We start from the raw sequence: 14,513 nt of genomic DNA, 5'->3' as shown, positions 1-14,513 counted from the left end.
CGCGGCGGGCTTTTTTGTGTGGCGGGGGCCCTAGGGCACGATGACCACTTTGCCAGTAGTGTGCTTGGTTTCGATTTGCTCAAAGGCTTTCTTAACGTCGGCCAGCGCGAAGGTTTGGGCCACGGGCACTTGCAGTTTGCCGGCATCGGCTAGGTCGCGCAGGTGGTCGAGGTCGGGCACGCTGGGCTGGGCCATCACGTGCTGGAAGCGCACGCCGGGGCCCAAATTCAGCGCCTTGCCGTCGTTGAGCACCGAAATAAGGCGGCCGTTGGGTTTGAGGGCCCCCAGGCTTTGGGTAAGCGTGTCGCCGCTCACAGCGTCAAACAACAGGTCTACGCCGTCGGGAGCCACTTTTTTTACGGCTTCTCCCACCGGGCCGGCTTTGTAGTCGATGGTGAAATCGGCGCCTAGCTCCTTCATGTGGGCCGCGCTGCCGGCGCTGGCTACGGCGATGACGGTGGCCCCCACGTTTTTGGCCAACTGAATGGCCGTACCGCCCACCCCGCCCGAGGCGCCGAGAATGAGCACGGTTTCACTAGCCTTGAGCTGGCCCGCGGTGATGACTGATTGGTAAGCCGTAAGGCCCGCCAGGGGCAGGCCACCGGCCTCTTCCCAGGTCAGCTTTTCGGGGCGCGCGGCCAGGTAGCACTCGGGCACCACCAAGCGCTCGGCAAAGGTGCCGTGCTGCACCACGGGGCGGCGCACGTAGCCGTACACCTCGGCCCCTTCGGCGAAGCGCGAGGCGCCGTGGCCGCACTTTTCGACCACGCCGGCCACGTCCCAGCCCGGCACAGCCGGAAAGGCGTTGGGCACCACGGCTTGGAAATGGCCTTCGCGTACGATGTAGTCGACGGGGTTGATGCCGGCCGCTTTCACGCGCAGCAGCACCTCGCCTTCGCCCACTTCGGGCAGGTCCAGGGGCCCTACGTTGATTTTATCGATGCCGCCAAATTCGGTGTAGTAGGCGGCTTGCGTTTGCTGAGGCATGGGAATTTTAGGTTTGGTGAGGAAATGGGGGCCCTGGCCACCGACAGGGGTTAGCGGCGGCCCGGCCCAAGCAGGCCTATTACGCAAAAAGCCGCCTCCCGACCAGGGAAGCGGCTTTATTAATACCAAGTGCGGGGCGGGGCTACGAAATCCACTTGAACTTGTACTCCAGCTTGGGCACCGGCATGCGGTCGCTCACGCGGCGCAGGCGGCTGGGCAGGGCCATCACGTAGTCGCGGGCCTTCTCGGCGGGGCCGGTAAGGCCGGTGAGACCAGAGATTTTCCAGTCCGCAATCAGCGTATCGAGGATGTCGGTGTAGTCGGCGCTCGTGTACACGCCCAGGCGCTGGGCGGCATCGGTGAAGTGGCCGTAGGTTTTGCCCATGTCGATGCCCAGCTCACGCATGTAGTGGGCAGGCATCACGATTTTCTTGCGCATCATGTCCTCAAAGGCCAGCATCATTTCCGAGGGGTCCACCTCGAAAATCTTCTCCACGAAGGTTTTGTAGGCGCGGGCATGGCGGTTTTCGTCGCCGGCAATCATGCCGCAGATTTTGGACAGGCCATCGTCGCCGGCGGTGCGGGCGAGCTGGCCCACGCGGCGGTGCGAGATGTTGGTGGCCATTTCCTGGTAGCTCGTGTACACGAAGGCGCGGTACGGGTCGTGGGCCGTGCCCAGGTCGAAGCCGTCGTTGATGAGGTACTGGGTACTCATCTCAAATTCGCGCATGTTCACGCGGCCCGAGAGGTAGAGGTAGCGGTTGAGCAGGTCGCCGTGGCGGTTTTCCTCGGCTGTCCAACCCCGGATCCACTGGGCCCAGCCGTTGTTGTTGTCGCGGTTCAGGTCGTCGAGCTCATGGAACCACGCCTCGTAGTTGGGCAGCGCCTCTTCGGTGATGGTGTCGCCGATGAGCACGGCCAGCAGGTCGTAGCTCAGGCTACCCGCTTTTTCGCGCAGGTCCTTCACCTCGTCAAAAAACGTTTCGCGGCGCGAATCCGGCAGGTAATCAGCCGGTTGCCAGCTATCCTCCACCTTCTTGAGGAAGTTGTAAATATTCTCTTTGAGGAAACCCTCGAGGTGTTGCAGGACCTCGCTGCGCGAAATCATCGTGGAACTGAGCATGGCGCGGAAAGTCGAAAACGTGTGATTGTAATGAAGCAACGATTTTCGGACCGCAAAGGTCCACTACCGTGCTATTGGGTGGGGTACAAGATTATGTTCTACGGCGCAGCCTATTGCTTGGATGCCGGGCGGCCCCGCGGGGCCCCCGGGGCCCCCGGGGCCCCCGGGGCCCCCGGGGCCCCCGGGGCCCCCGCGTAATAGAAGCGCAGGCTGGAATCGGCGGCCAGGGCGGGGCCCGGGCGCAGGACCCAGCGCTGGGCGGGCGGGCCCCGCCGGGCCGCCGCGTTCAGCCACGCTGCTTCGGGGGCGGCCAGCACCCAGGCCACGCGGCCGGTGGGGGCCCTGGCCAGGCGGCGCAGGGCTTCGGCCTGCCCGGGGGCCCCGGTGAGGGCCCGGCACAGGGCCCGCTGCGCGGCACCGGGCGCGGCCCAGCCGCTGAGGCTGAGCACCGGCCCGGGGCCCAAATTGTAGGCTTGGAACGGCGAGAGGCTTTTGAGCAAATCGGTGGTGCCGGCCAGCACGCACACCCGGCCGGCGGTGCGGGCGGCCAGCTCGGCCAGGGCGCGCTCGTGGCGGGCGCGCTCCTGCCCCAGCACCAAGCGGCGGTGCCCGGTTTTGGCCGCGTACAGGGCCCCCACGGCCAGCGCCAGGGCCGCCGCCCAGCGCCGCCCCGTCGGCACAAATGCCCGGGGTCCCGCTCCTATTGCCCCCGCACCCGGCGCTTCGAGCCAGAACAACAGGTTGGCCAGCAGCCAGTAATCGAGCAGCGGCAGGGCCAGCCGCGGCGGCAGCTTGAAGCCGCCCGCCAGCACCGCCAGGGCCCCGACGAAGCCCAGCTGCACCAGCCAAAAGCCCCAGGCCGGGCCCTGGCCGGGGCCCCGGCGGCGGGCCACGCCCCCGGCCAGGGCCCCCAGCGCCAGCAGCACCGGGAAGTAGTCGCGCGCCAGCAGGCCGGCCCGCAGCGCCAGCTTGGCGGGCACCGTGCGTCCAAAGAACTCCCCGGCATCGAAGCGGTAGGCGCGGGTGGCCAGGGCGTCGTTCACGGCCGTGGCGTCACCCAGCAGCCACAGACCCACGGCGGCGGTGCCCAGGCTGTCAGCCGCAGTGCGGGGCGCGGGGCGCAGCTGCTCAAAGTCGAGCACGCGGGCAAAAAAGGCATCATGGGCCTGGGCCTGGGCCGCGGCGGGCGTTTGGCGCAGGGCGGCCGCGCCGGTAGCCGCGGCCAGTAGCAGCGCCGCGCCCGCCAGCGCCGGGGCGGCGCGGCGCCAGCCGTGGGCCAGCAGCACGGCGGCCGGCACGGCGGCGGCAGCTCCCACCACGGCTAGGCTGGGGCGCACCAGCCAGGCGGCCCCCAGGGCCCCCAGCGCCAGCAGCAGGGGCCCCCAGCGCCCCGGCCGCTGGGCCGTGAACAGCACGGCCCCGCCGGCCAGCAGCAGCGGCACCCGCGCGTGGCTGAACCACAGCCAATGCTCCAGCCACGCCACCCCAAAAAACGCCACCAGCGCCAGCACCAGGGGCCCTGGCCGCAGGTGCGGCCGCAGCAACTGCTCCAGCACCGCAAACCACAGCCCGGTGGCCGCGCCCAGCAGCGCGCCCAGCAGCAGCCCCAACCACGGCACCCCGGGCAGGGCCCCGTAGGCGGCGGCCAGCAGGTGCCCGTAGCCGTGCAGGTACAGCGGCAGCGCGGGCACCGGCCCCGCGGCCAGCACGCCCCCAAACAGCCAGGCCAGCACGGCTTCGTCGTTGGCCTCGCAATAGCTGCCCAGGCCCGCCACCGTGGCCAGCACCAGGGCCCCGGGCAGCAGCCCGGCGCGGGCAAAAACAGCAAAACGGGAGGAACTCAGCACAGTGAAATGGGTAGCCCTCAAAACTACGGCCGCCACCCCACTAGCCCCGCCAGCGCCCGGCTCCAAATGGCCAGGGCCCAGTCGAGGGGCGTGGGGCGGGCCACCTGGCGCAGCAGCGCAAACAGGGCCCCCGCCTCGGCGGCGCGGTGGCGGCGGGCGGCGTGGCGCAGCTCCCAGCGCAGGCGCACGGCCAGGGCGGCGCGCTCGGCCGGGGTGCGCACCAGGGCCAGGGCTTTTTCGCAGACGCGGATGGTGGAGGTCAGGTACGGGTCGTGGGCGCGGTAGGCGCGGGCCGACATGGCGCGGGGGTGCTTGCGCTTGCGGGTCGTCACGGCGTCGAGGTAGCCGAACTGCCAGTCGCGGGCGGCACGCACCCAGAAGTCGAAGTCCTCGTAGGCCAGCGCCTCGTCGTAGCCGCCCAGCGCGGCCAGGCAGACGCGGCGCATCAGCATGGTGGGCGTGCTGATGAAGAAGCGGGCCAGCACGTCGGCCAATACCCAGCCGCTGGCCGGGCGCAGGTGCGCCGGGGCCCCGGGGTAGTAGTGCCGGCCCAGCAAATTTCCCTGCTCATCAATGTGTTCGGCGTTGGAATACACCACACCATAGCTCGCATCCAGGGCCCCAAACTGCGCTACTTGCCGGGCCAGGCGGTCGGGCAGCAGCACGTCGTCGGTGGCAAAATCTACCACAAATTCGCCCGTGCTCTGCCCAAACGCCCGGTTGAAGGCGCGGCAATTGCCCACATTTTCGGGCAGCAGCAGCAGGTGCCAGGCCGGGTGCGCGGCGGCGTATTCACGCAGGATGGCCGGGCTACCGTCGGTGCTGGCGTCGTCCACGAGCCACACTTCCAGGTGCGGGTAGGTTTGGGCCAGCACCGAGTCCAAGGCCTCGCGCAAGAAAGGCTCGTGGTTGTGGCACAGGGCCACCACCGTCACCATGGGGCCCGGCGGGGGCACCGCGGGGAGCGGGGGCGGGGCAGCATATGGGGGATAAGATGCGGACAATGGGCCTAAATCAGCGGAAAAGCTGGCCCAAAAATACGCGGTGCCCTACCCTTGGCCCAGCTCCTGGCGCCCGCTGCGCAGCCAGAAGAAAACGCACCCCAGCAGCAGGGCCCCGTAGCGCAGGGCGTGGGCCCACACCGCGCCCGCCAGGCCCAGGGCCGGCACCAGCCCCGCCAGCAGTCCCGCGTAGAGCACTGCCGAGGCCGCCTGCACGGCCACGTAGCGCCCGGTGCGGGCCCGGGCCGTGAGCTGAAAAATGAACACCCAGCTCAAAAATTTGGCCCAGTCGCCCAGTACTTGCGGGGCCAGCAACTCCCGCGCCGCCAGCAGCCGCGGCGAAAAAAACAGCGGCAGCAACCAGTCGCGGGCCACAAATACGATTCCCAGGGCCACGGCCAGCGCCGGGGCCAGCACCCCCAGCACCCCGCGCAGGTAGGCGCGGGCCGCCGCGGGCTGCCCCGCCAGCGCCGCCAGCTGCGGGTAAAACACGCTGCTGAGCACAGCGGCCACCACCATGGTGTAGTTGTCGGAGAGCTTGGCGGCGGCCTGCCACACGTCGGTGCGGGCCGGGCCGAAGTGGTTCAGCAGCGCGGCCCGCACGGCCACGTCCACAGCCCGCCCAAACACGATGTTGCCCACGGCCATCAGCCCAAACTGCGCCAGGCCCCGCAGCGCCGCCCGGCTGGGGGCCACCCAGTGGCCCAGGCCCCGCAGCACGCCAGCCCGGCCGGCCATTACCAGCGCGGGCACCACGGCCAAGCCTTGGCCCACGGCGTAGGCCAGCAGCACGGTGGGCAGCGGCCAGTGGGGCCCGGGGCCCAGGCCGGCGGCCACGCCCGCGGTGCCCAGCGCGGCCGTGGCCACGGCCAGCCCCACGTAGGCCCGCAGCCGGCCGGCGGCCAGCAGCGCCGTGCCCAGCAGGGCCTGCGCCGTGTTCAGGGCCACGCCGGCCACCAGCACGGCGCGCTGCGTGGGGGTGGCCGCCAGCCCCGGCCACCCGAACAATACCGCTGCGCCCAGCACCAGCGCGGCCACGTTTAGGGCCCCCGCCGCGCCCAGCCACGCCCGGTAGCGGCGGCTGCCGGGCGGCAGCGGGGCCAGGTACTTCACCAGGCCTACGTGGGTGCCGTCGATGGGCAGCGTGGTGAGCAGGGCCATCACGCCCTGCACCTGCGCCAGCAGCGTGAGGCCCCCCGCCGGGGCGTGGGTAGCCACTAATTTACCCACGGCAATGGCCCCCGCCGCCCGCGCCGCCAGCCCCACGCCGGTGCCCAGCGCGCCCCGCACAAAGCTTCGCCACACGGGCACGGCGCGGGCAGACGAAATAGGCGGGGCCATTAAATCGGGAAGGTGCTGATGGGCTGGTTCATTGCGGGGCGACTGCGCAGTCGCGGCTAGACAACCAGGGCTTTGTTTATGTTCGGGACGGCCGGCAAAAGCAAATATCGAAAACGGGCAGGCCATTGGTTTTCAACCGCCGCGCAATTCTTTGCTACTGGGCTCAGAGGGCCTTTTCCCAGCTCAGGCGCAGGCCGGCGGTGGCCCCCAGGTGGCGCTTGAAGCGCAGCAGCGATACGTTGGGCCCCTCGGGCAGCGTGGAGGTGCCCAAGTCGAGCACGGCCATGCCGCTGGCCCGCGCAAAGGCGTGCAGGCCCTCGTTGAGGAGCACCACCGGGCTCAGGGCGTTTTGGCTGAGCGGGCTGGCGGGGTAAAAGTTGTAGAGCACCGTTTCGCTCACGCGCACGGCCACCGTGAGGGCCGCCCACTCGCCGCTAGGGGCCCGCACCGAAAACAGGAAATAGTCGTCGGGGAACGCCTCGAACAACGCCTCCAGCCGGGCCAAGGGCAGCGGCTGGGCCTGCCCCCGCTCCTGCCGGCACGCGCTGATAAAGGCGTGGGCCCGCGGCAGAAACCAGCGGTGCTCCTGCTCCACCACCAGGCCGTGGCGGGCGCACTTGTGCAGGCGCCGCCGCTCGGAGGGGTGCAGGCCAGCGGCGTAATCCTGGGCCAGGTCGAGGTGGTAGTTCTGCTCGGCCAGGGCCACGCGGTAGCCGCGCTGGCGCAGGGCCTCGGCCAGGGCGGCGGCCCCGGCGGGGTCGTAGCAAAAGGGGTAGCCGCGCACCGCCAGCCGCCGCTGCCTGAGGCCACGCAACGCCGCCTCGGCCGCCTCGAACAGGGCGTGCACCGCCCCCACGCCCAGGCCCGGGGCCAGCTGCGCCCCCCCAAACGGGGCCTGCCCCGGGCTGCGGGCCAGGCCGGTGGCGGGGTCGGCCAGGGCGTGCAGCTGGGCCACGGTGCGGGCCCCGTCTTCCAGGTAAAAGCTGAGCACGGGGCCCGCCGGGGGCTGCAAGGCCTGGTGCGCGGGCGCCAGAAACAGCAGCGGCGCGAAGGCCAGCGGGTGGCGCGGGGCGGCGGCGCGGGGCCCGGGGCCCGGGGCCCACACCCGCGGGGCGGCCCCGGCTTCAACAACAGAAAACGGCTCGGAAACGGACACGGTGCGCGGAAATAGCCCGGCAAAGTACGGCCCGGCCGGGGCCCCGCCCCAACCCCGGGGCCCCAGCGGCGTATTTTGCGCCAACTTTCTTCCCCGCTCCTTCCGCATGGCTCCCCCTGAATTGTCGCTTCCCGCCACCGACGCCGACCGCGCCGCCCTGCGCGAAAGCCGCGCCCAGCACGTGGGCCAGAAACCGGGCACCCTCACCGTGCGCCCCGGGGCCCCCACGCCGCGCCTGTTTCTGATGGCCTACGACGAGGAAGGCTGCGACGAGGCCGAGTATACGGGCCGCTACGACGAGCTGCTCGAAGCCATCCGCACGGCCCCCGAGCGCAAGTACTGGCTCGACGTGCGCGGCTACGGCGACCTGCCGCTGCTCGAGCGCATCATGGAAAACTTTAACCTGCACCCGCTCCAGATGGAGGACGTGCTCGGCGATTACCAACGGGCCAAGGTGGAGGTGTTCGACGACAACCGCCTGTTCATGGTGTCGCGCATGACGGAGTTCACCGAGAGCCTCGAAATCGACGACGACCAGCTCTCCATCTTCACGGGGCCCAACTACGTGCTCACGTTTCAGGACGACTACCAGGATTGCCTGGAGGTGCTGCGCAACCGCCTGCGGGGCCCCAGCAGCCAGCTCCGCCGCCGCCCCATCGCCTACCTCGCCTACGCCCTCACCGACGTGGTACTCGACCATTACTACCCCACGATGGCGGCCATCGGCGACTACATTGAGGAGCTGGAGGACAGCATTTTTGTGGCCCGGCGCGAGCGGCGGCTGCTCAGCCGCATCCTGCAAGTGAAGAAAAGCGTGGTGCGCTTCCGCCGCCTGGTGTACCCCGAGCGCGACAAGATTGCGGAGATCCTGCGCCTGCCCGACGAGGTGATGCCCGAGGAAATCAAAACCTACTACCGCGACTGCTACGACCACGCCATCCAGGCCCTGGACCTGGCCGAGAGCTACCGCGACAACATCAGCAGCCTGGCCGACCTGTTCCTCTCCGACCAGAGCAACCGCATGAACGAGGTGATGAAGGTGCTGACCATCATCAGCTCCATCTTCATCCCGCTGAGCTTCGTGGTGGGCCTCTACGGCATGAACTTCCAGCGCGAAGACGGCCACGGCCACGTAATGCCCCTCAATATGCCCGAGCTGTACCAGCCCTGGGGCTACCCCGCCCTGCTGGCCTTGCTGGCCCTCATCGTGGCCGGCCAGCTGTATTATTTCTGGCGCAAAGGCTGGCTGTCGAGCAACGATTAGGGCAGGTGCTTTAAAAAAATAGGGCCCCCAGGGCGGCGACACATTCCTCGTATCGCCGCCCTGGGGGCCCTACTTATTGGGTATCAAGCAACTATTTTCCAGCTACTTACCCCTTGAACGCCAGCTGGCTTTCGGCTTCGGGCTGGGCGATGCCGCGAAGCACATCGGCCAGGATGGCGTACGACTGAACGCGGGCTTCGTGGCTGAAGATGTTGGACACGGCCATGATTTCGTTGACCTGCGTTTCGTCGATGAATTCCTGGAAATCGGCTTGCAGCGTGGCCGGGCCGCCCACAAAGGAGTAGGCCAGCATCTGCTGCACGGCGTGCTGCTGGGCGGGGCCCCAGAGGCCGGCCATCGACTCGACGGGCGGGGCCAGCGGCGCGGGGCGGCCCGAGATGACGCCCAGCATGAACTGCTGGAGCGACGTGGAGAGCCACTGCGCCTCGGCGTCGGTGGCGGCGGCCACCACGTTTACGCAGGCAATGGCGTAGGGCTGGGCCAAGGCGGCCGAGGGCCGGAAGTTTTGGCGGTAGATGTCCAGCGCCGCCATGAGCTGGGCCGGCGCGAAGTGGCTGGCGAAGGCGTAGGGCAGGCCCAGGGCCGCCGCCAGGTAGGCGCTGTCGGTGCTGGAGCCCAGGATGTAAATCGGTACCTCCAGCCCCTCGCCAGGGATGGCGCGCACGGCAGCGGTGCTGTTGGCGGCCGAAAAGTAGGTTTGCAGCTGCTGCACATCGCGCGGGAAATCCTGGGCCCCGCCGAAGCGGCTGCCCCGGATGGCCTGCGCCGTGGCCTGGTCGGAGCCCGGGGCCCGGCCCAGGCCCAGGTCGATGCGGCCGGGGTAGAGCGTGGCCAACGTGCCGATTTGCTCGGCCACCACCAGCGGGGCGTGGTTGGGCAGCATGATGCCGCCCGAGCCCAGGCGCAGCGTGGTGGTGCCGCCGGCCAGGTAGCCCATCAGCACCACCGGGGCGGCGCTGGCCACGCTGGCCATGTTGTGGTGCTCGGAGAGCCAGTAGCGGGTGTAGCCCTGCTTTTCGACCTGCTGGGCCAGGTCCAGGCTGTGGCGGAAGGTATCGGCGGGGGTGGTGCCGGCCGCAATGGGGGCCAAATCGAGCACCGAAAAAGCAATGGGAGAAGCGGGGGTAGTAGCCATAGGAAACAGGGAGAAAGGATAGCGGCCGCGCCATAGTAACAGCGGTTGTTACACACAACCCGTTTCGGCGCAAAATGATTGCCCGCCTCCTCCCCTGGGGCCCCGGGCTGGCTACCCCAGCACGGCGCGCACCTGCCGCACACGCTCGGCCACCGAGCCCTCGACGCAGGTGTAGGGAATGCCCAGCAAATCGAGCTGCATCAGCGTGGTGCCCTGCTGCACGTTGCGCAGCGCCTCGGGGCCCCGCCAGCCGTCGGCCTCGAAGGGGATGGACGGCTGGCACACAATAGTGTGCGCGTAGCGCAGGCGGCAGGCGCGGGCCAGCTGGAGCAGGGCCGGGTCGCAACGCTGGTAGTAATAATACGAGTAGAGGGCGGTGGTGATGGCGTTGGTATCGACGAACAAAAACCGCCGCGCCTGGGCCACTTGCTCTTCTTCCAGCTCGAGGTGGCGCTGGGCGATGAGCAGGTGGTCGGCGAAGGTGAGGGCCCCCATCTTTTCTTCGGTGAGCTGGCGGCCGTACTCGGGCACCCACGCGGTGCTGTAGGCGGCGGCCAGGGCGCGGCACAGGGTGGTTTTGCCGGTGCTTTCGGCGCCCAACAGCACAATGCGGGCCGGGGCGGCCGGGGAGGAAGTGGCTGGTACCATCGCGTTATTTTTATTTAAAATATTGACAATCAACCAAATGAATAGGCACAATAGCTAACATGCGCAAAGATATACTGCCGGCGGCGGCCAACATTAAGGCCGCAATTCGGTGCGGCGCAGCTCGCGGCCCACCAGGCGCACCAACTGGTAGGTGCCCGTGGCGGCGTGGTAGGCCAGGCCCACGCCGGCCCCGGTGCTGGCCAGCGGCTGGCCGCCCAGCAGCCGGCCTTGGGCATCGAACACGTAGGCCAGGCCGGGGCCCGGCTCGCCCACGGCCACCGCCCGCCCGCTGCCGCCGAAGTCGAAAAACTGGGTGGGCTTGGGCCCCGAGGTAACGAAGCGGCGCGACACCACGGGCGCGGCCTGCGGCGGCAGGTAAAAGTCGTAGCGGCCGTTTTCCTCGTCGCGGGCCACGCCGTAGCTGGCCCCGCCGCCGGTGGCCGGCACCAGCCGGAAGGTAGCTGTGCGGCTCCAGGTGGCCACCCGGCGGCGGGCCAGCACGTCGCCCACCAGCGTGAAGGTGACCAGCTCGCCGTGCTGATTGACGACGGTGAGGCGGGTGCGGCCCAGCGTGGTGGCGGCTTGCACGGCCACGCCGCCCGCCAGCCGGGCCCCCACGCTGAGCGGGAAGCCCGGCAGCCGGCCCCCGCGCTGGTCGTAGGCGTACACGTAGCCGTTTTGCAGGGGGCACACCACCACGTCGCGCCCGCCCACGCTCAGCAGCGCGGGGGCCCCGGCCAGCGGGAAATCGAGCACCTTGGGGCCCCAGCCCGGGTATTGCCGCCCGGCGGCATCAAGCAGGAACAGGGCCTGGGCCCCGGCCGCCACCAGCAGGCGCGGCGCGGCCCCGGCCGGGGTGCTGGTGTGCAGGGCGGTGGCGCGCACGGTATCGGGCAGGTTGAGGGGGAAGGGCGGGGCCTCGCGGCCATCGGCCAGGGCCAGGCGGTGCACGCGGTGGCCGGCGGCCAGCGCCAGGCCCCCGGCCGCGCCCGGCCCGGCCGCCAGGGGCCCCGCCCCCACCAGCGGGGCCCCCAACGAATCGGCCCACACCACGCCGTTGTCGGGGCTCACGAAGTAGGCCACGCCGGCCGAATCCTGCACCAGGGCGGCGGGCACCCGCGTGCCGGCCGCGGCCACCAGCAGCGGCGTGCCCACCAGCGGCGACGGGAACGCCAGCCCGCGCGCCTCGCCCGCCCCGGCCAGCACGGCCCCCACGCCCGCGCTGGGCCGGTGCAGCAGCAGCCGCCCAAAGTACTGCGCGCCCGGCGCGGCCGCGTCGGGCGGGGGCACCAGCTGCCAGGCCATTTGGGGGAAGCGCCGGAACAGGGCTTCGTTGCGCAGCAGCCCGGCGCGGCGGTCTTCGGTGAGGGCCCCGAGCAGGCCGTTCCAGGCGTTGTGCGTGTCGAGGTAGATGCCCAGCCGGGCGCGGGGCAGCGTGTGGGCCAAAAACGCGGCGTAGGCCGGCGTGCGGGCCCAGGTGAGGCCGGCGCCCACGTCGGCCAGGGCCCCGGAGAGGGTAGCGGCGTCGGCCATTACCAAGTAGCCGCCCACGAGGGCCCCGGCGGGCGCGGGCACGGCCTCGCCCGGGGCGGCGGGGGCCAGCAGCGGCCGCAGCAGCCCGCCGATGGCCACGCCCAGGGGGTGGATTTCGTACCCCCCCACCCGCGTGAAGGCCGCCGGCTGGCCCGTGCGGCGGCGCACCTCGCCCAGCCAGCGGGCGGTGCGCGCCGGGGCCGGGCAGCGCAGGTAGGCCAGCCGCCCGGGGGCCACGCCCGGGGCCGCCGCGGCCAGGTAGGCCACCGCCATTTCGGGCCCGAAGCTGGCCGCCAGGCTATCCAGGGCCACGCGCAGGCCCACCGAATCGGGCCCGGCCGGGCCGGCGGGGGCCAGCGGGCGCACGGCCAGCTGCACCACCAGGGCCGTGCGGGTGGGCAGCACGGCGGCCAGCCCAAAAGGCTGGGCCGGCTGCCCCTGTACCTGCGCTTGCAGGGCCCCGCGGGCGGTTTCGGGGTTGGCGAAGCCGGCCAGCTCGGCCACGGGGCCCGTGAGGCGCAGGCCCAGCAGGCCGTCGGCGGCCAGGGTGGCGAGGTGGTCGAAGCGGGCGTGGGCGGCAGGCCGGAACAGCACGTCGAGCAGCTGCGGCAGGCGCCGGAAGTTCAGCCACAGCGCGGCGTCGATTTCGGGCAGGCGCAGCACGTCGGTATCGGCAAAGTGGGCCAGCACGGTGGGGGCCCCGGGGTGGCGCAGGCGCTGCACCACGGCCTCCACCAGGCCCGCGTTGGTGCTCATGATGAGGTGGTTGCGGTAGTTGAGCACCGTCAGGCTGGTTTCGGTGCGCACCTCCGTGAGTACGCTCAGCTCCTGCCCGTCGAGCAGGCGCTGGCTGAGGCGGTAGCGGCGGTCGCGGCCCAGGGTTTCGAGCAGGCCGCGCACCTGCCGGTACTCGCGCACCGAGGCCAGCGGCACCTGGTACAGCACGTCGAACGCGCCGGGGCCCGTCACGTGCACGGAGGTCACGACCTGCTTGCGGCCGAGCAGGGCCAGCAGGCTGGTGTTGCGGCCGTTGCCGCCGGCCAGGCTATCGGCCACGGCCAGGTGGTCGGCGGCCTGCTGCACGTAGCGCACGGCCGTGAGGTTGTCCCAGAGCTGGGTTTCCTGCAAGTGGCGCACCAGGGCGGGATGGTCGCGGGTGGTGAGCACAAGCACCGCGTCATCGGGCACCAGGGCGTAGGCGTCCACTGGCTCGGCGGCCACGGTGCGGCGGTAGTACACGTAGGTGGCCAGCGCCAGCAGCAGCGCCAAGGCCACGAGCAGCGCCCAAAGCTTGCGGGACATGCGGGGAATGGAAAGGGGGAAGCGGGAAGTGGGGGCAAAAGTACGGCCAGGGCCCTAGCCCGGGGCCCCGGTGCCCTGGCCGCTTAGCCCCGCTGGGGGCTCCAGCGGGCGCGGCGCCAGGCGGCTTGCTGGGCGGGCGTAAGGAACGTCCAGGCCACGAGGCGGCTTTTTTTCTGGCCCTGGGCCATGTCGATGGTTTGCGTTTCCAGGGCCCCGGCCTGGTGCAGGGCGCGGTGCAGGCCGGGCAATGTTTCCTTTTTGGAAACGAGCGTGGTGTACCAGAAGCAGGCGGTGGGGCGCTGCTGGCTTTCCAGCACCAGGCGGCGCACGAAGGCCGCCTCGCCGCCCGGGGCCCACAGCTCGGCCGCCTGGCCCCCGAAGTTGAGCACCGGCCGGGGGCCCCGGGCGGTGCCCAGGTTGGCCGTTTTGCGCTGGGTGCCGGCCGCCGCCTCGGCCGCCGAGGCGTGGAAGGGCGGGTTGCAGAGCGTGGCGTCGAACACCTCGCCGGGCCCAATGATGCCGTCGAACACGCGGCGGGCGTCGGGTTGCAGGCGGCCCTCGATGGCCTTCGCCAGCCCGTTGGCGGCCACCAGCTGCTGAGCGGCGCGCAGGGCCACAGCGTCAATGTCGGAGCCCACAAACTGCCAGCCGTACTCGTGGTGGCCGATGAGCGGGTAGATGCAGTTGGCCCCCACGCCCACGTCGAGCACCCGCACGCCGGGGCCCCGGGGCACCACGCCGCCGTTGCTCGCGGCCAGCAAATCAGCTACGTGGTGCACGTAATCGGCCCGGCCGGGGATGGGCGGGCACAGGTAGCCGGCCGGAATATCCCAGTGCGCCACGCCGTAGAAGTGCCGCAGCAGCGCCTGGTTCAGGGCCTTCACCGCGACCGGGTTGGCAAAATCCACCGACAGGTCGCCAAACGGATTCGTCCGCACGAAGGCGGCCAGCGCCGGGCTGCTGCTGATCAGCTGCGGGAAATCGTAGCGGCCCCGGTGCCGGTTGCGCGGGTGCAGCAGGCCCTGGGGGGCGGGGCGGTTGGGCGGCGGCGAAGGCATGGGCTGGGGCGGCTGAGTGGGGGCTGCCCGCGCGGGCAAACCGCAAAAGTAACCCCGCGCCCGCGGCTGCGCCGGCGCGGCCGCCGCCAAAAAAAAA

11 protein-coding genes are annotated in these 14,513 nt (G+C 70.7%); 1 reads left to right on the top strand and 10 read right to left on the bottom strand.

Annotated elements, in window-relative coordinates; all coding sequences use genetic code 11:
* Positions 1-30: 30 nt before the first annotated feature.
* The 6 genes from EAH73_RS10920 to EAH73_RS10895 all read right to left on the bottom strand — a co-directional run bounded on the left by EAH73_RS10920 (position 31) and on the right by EAH73_RS10895 (position 7,455).
* A complete protein-coding gene (locus EAH73_RS10920) occupies positions 31-987 on the bottom strand; it encodes an NADP-dependent oxidoreductase (protein WP_140466540.1) in 957 nt (318 codons plus the stop codon).
* A 142-nt stretch (positions 988-1,129) separates the two neighbouring features.
* Positions 1,130-2,110 carry an acyl-ACP desaturase gene (locus tag EAH73_RS10915; protein WP_140466539.1) on the bottom strand — a complete coding sequence of 327 codons (981 nt, stop codon included), beginning with the start codon at positions 2,108-2,110 and terminating at the stop codon, positions 1,130-1,132.
* A 110-nt stretch (positions 2,111-2,220) separates the two neighbouring features.
* Positions 2,221-3,957 carry a hypothetical protein gene (locus tag EAH73_RS23055; RefSeq protein ID WP_161599509.1) on the bottom strand — a complete coding sequence of 579 codons (1,737 nt, stop codon included), beginning with the start codon at positions 3,955-3,957 and terminating at the stop codon, positions 2,221-2,223.
* A 23-nt stretch (positions 3,958-3,980) separates the two neighbouring features.
* Positions 3,981-4,913 (bottom strand): glycosyltransferase family 2 protein, encoded by a 933-nt coding sequence (locus EAH73_RS10905; protein ID WP_140466537.1) that lies wholly within the window; start codon positions 4,911-4,913, stop codon positions 3,981-3,983.
* A gap of 93 nt (positions 4,914-5,006) precedes the next feature.
* Positions 5,007-6,299 carry a hypothetical protein gene (locus EAH73_RS10900; RefSeq protein ID WP_140466536.1) on the bottom strand — a complete coding sequence of 431 codons (1,293 nt, stop codon included), beginning with the start codon at positions 6,297-6,299 and terminating at the stop codon, positions 5,007-5,009.
* Positions 6,300-6,462: 163 nt separating this feature from the next.
* Complete coding sequence (locus tag EAH73_RS10895) at positions 6,463-7,455, bottom strand: GNAT family N-acetyltransferase (RefSeq protein WP_140466535.1); 993 nt, start codon at positions 7,453-7,455, stop codon at positions 6,463-6,465.
* Positions 7,456-7,561: 106 nt separating this feature from the next.
* On the opposite strand from EAH73_RS10895, the gene corA reads away from it, so the two are divergent.
* Positions 7,562-8,719: a magnesium/cobalt transporter CorA gene (gene corA, locus EAH73_RS10890; RefSeq protein ID WP_140466534.1), complete on the top strand. Its 1,158-nt coding sequence runs from the start codon at positions 7,562-7,564 to the stop codon at positions 8,717-8,719.
* A 106-nt stretch (positions 8,720-8,825) separates the two neighbouring features.
* Here corA and EAH73_RS10885 read toward each other — a convergent pair whose 3' ends face one another.
* From EAH73_RS10885 to rlmF, 4 genes are all read right to left on the bottom strand, one after another.
* On the bottom strand, positions 8,826-9,875 hold the full coding sequence (locus tag EAH73_RS10885) for an LLM class flavin-dependent oxidoreductase (protein WP_140466533.1): 1,050 nt from the start codon (positions 9,873-9,875) through the stop codon (positions 8,826-8,828).
* Between the two features lie 111 nt (positions 9,876-9,986).
* Positions 9,987-10,523, bottom strand: a complete 537-nt coding sequence (locus EAH73_RS10880; RefSeq protein ID WP_140466532.1) for an AAA family ATPase — start codon at positions 10,521-10,523, stop codon at positions 9,987-9,989.
* Positions 10,524-10,616: 93 nt separating this feature from the next.
* The gene (locus EAH73_RS10875; protein WP_140466531.1) at positions 10,617-13,358 is read right to left on the bottom strand and encodes a hypothetical protein; all 2,742 of its coding nucleotides are present in this window, start codon (positions 13,356-13,358) and stop codon (positions 10,617-10,619) included.
* A gap of 83 nt (positions 13,359-13,441) precedes the next feature.
* Positions 13,442-14,416 (bottom strand): 23S rRNA (adenine(1618)-N(6))-methyltransferase RlmF, encoded by a 975-nt coding sequence (gene rlmF / locus EAH73_RS10870; RefSeq protein ID WP_140466530.1) that lies wholly within the window; start codon positions 14,414-14,416, stop codon positions 13,442-13,444.
* Between the last annotated feature and the right edge of the window lie 97 nt (positions 14,417-14,513).

It is taken from the genome of Hymenobacter nivis (assembly GCF_006439025.1).
GTDB classification, from domain to species: domain Bacteria; phylum Bacteroidota; class Bacteroidia; order Cytophagales; family Hymenobacteraceae; genus Hymenobacter; species Hymenobacter nivis_A.
This window is presented reverse-complemented; position numbering and strand designations above follow the sequence as displayed.

Coding starts and splice junctions, on each gene's coding strand:
- EAH73_RS10920 (WP_140466540.1), bottom strand. CDS start 987: ATGCCTCAGCAAACGCAAGCCGCCTACTACACCGAATTTGGCGGCATC.
- EAH73_RS10915 (WP_140466539.1), bottom strand. CDS start 2,110: ATGCTCAGTTCCACGATGATTTCGCGCAGCGAGGTCCTGCAACACCTC.
- EAH73_RS10900 (WP_140466536.1), bottom strand. CDS start 6,299: ATGGCCCCGCCTATTTCGTCTGCCCGCGCCGTGCCCGTGTGGCGAAGC.
- corA (WP_140466534.1), top strand. CDS start 7,562: ATGGCTCCCCCTGAATTGTCGCTTCCCGCCACCGACGCCGACCGCGCC.
- EAH73_RS10885 (WP_140466533.1), bottom strand. CDS start 9,875: ATGGCTACTACCCCCGCTTCTCCCATTGCTTTTTCGGTGCTCGATTTG.
- EAH73_RS10880 (WP_140466532.1), bottom strand. CDS start 10,523: ATGGTACCAGCCACTTCCTCCCCGGCCGCCCCGGCCCGCATTGTGCTG.
- EAH73_RS10875 (WP_140466531.1), bottom strand. CDS start 13,358: ATGTCCCGCAAGCTTTGGGCGCTGCTCGTGGCCTTGGCGCTGCTGCTG.
- rlmF (WP_140466530.1), bottom strand. CDS start 14,416: ATGCCTTCGCCGCCGCCCAACCGCCCCGCCCCCCAGGGCCTGCTGCAC.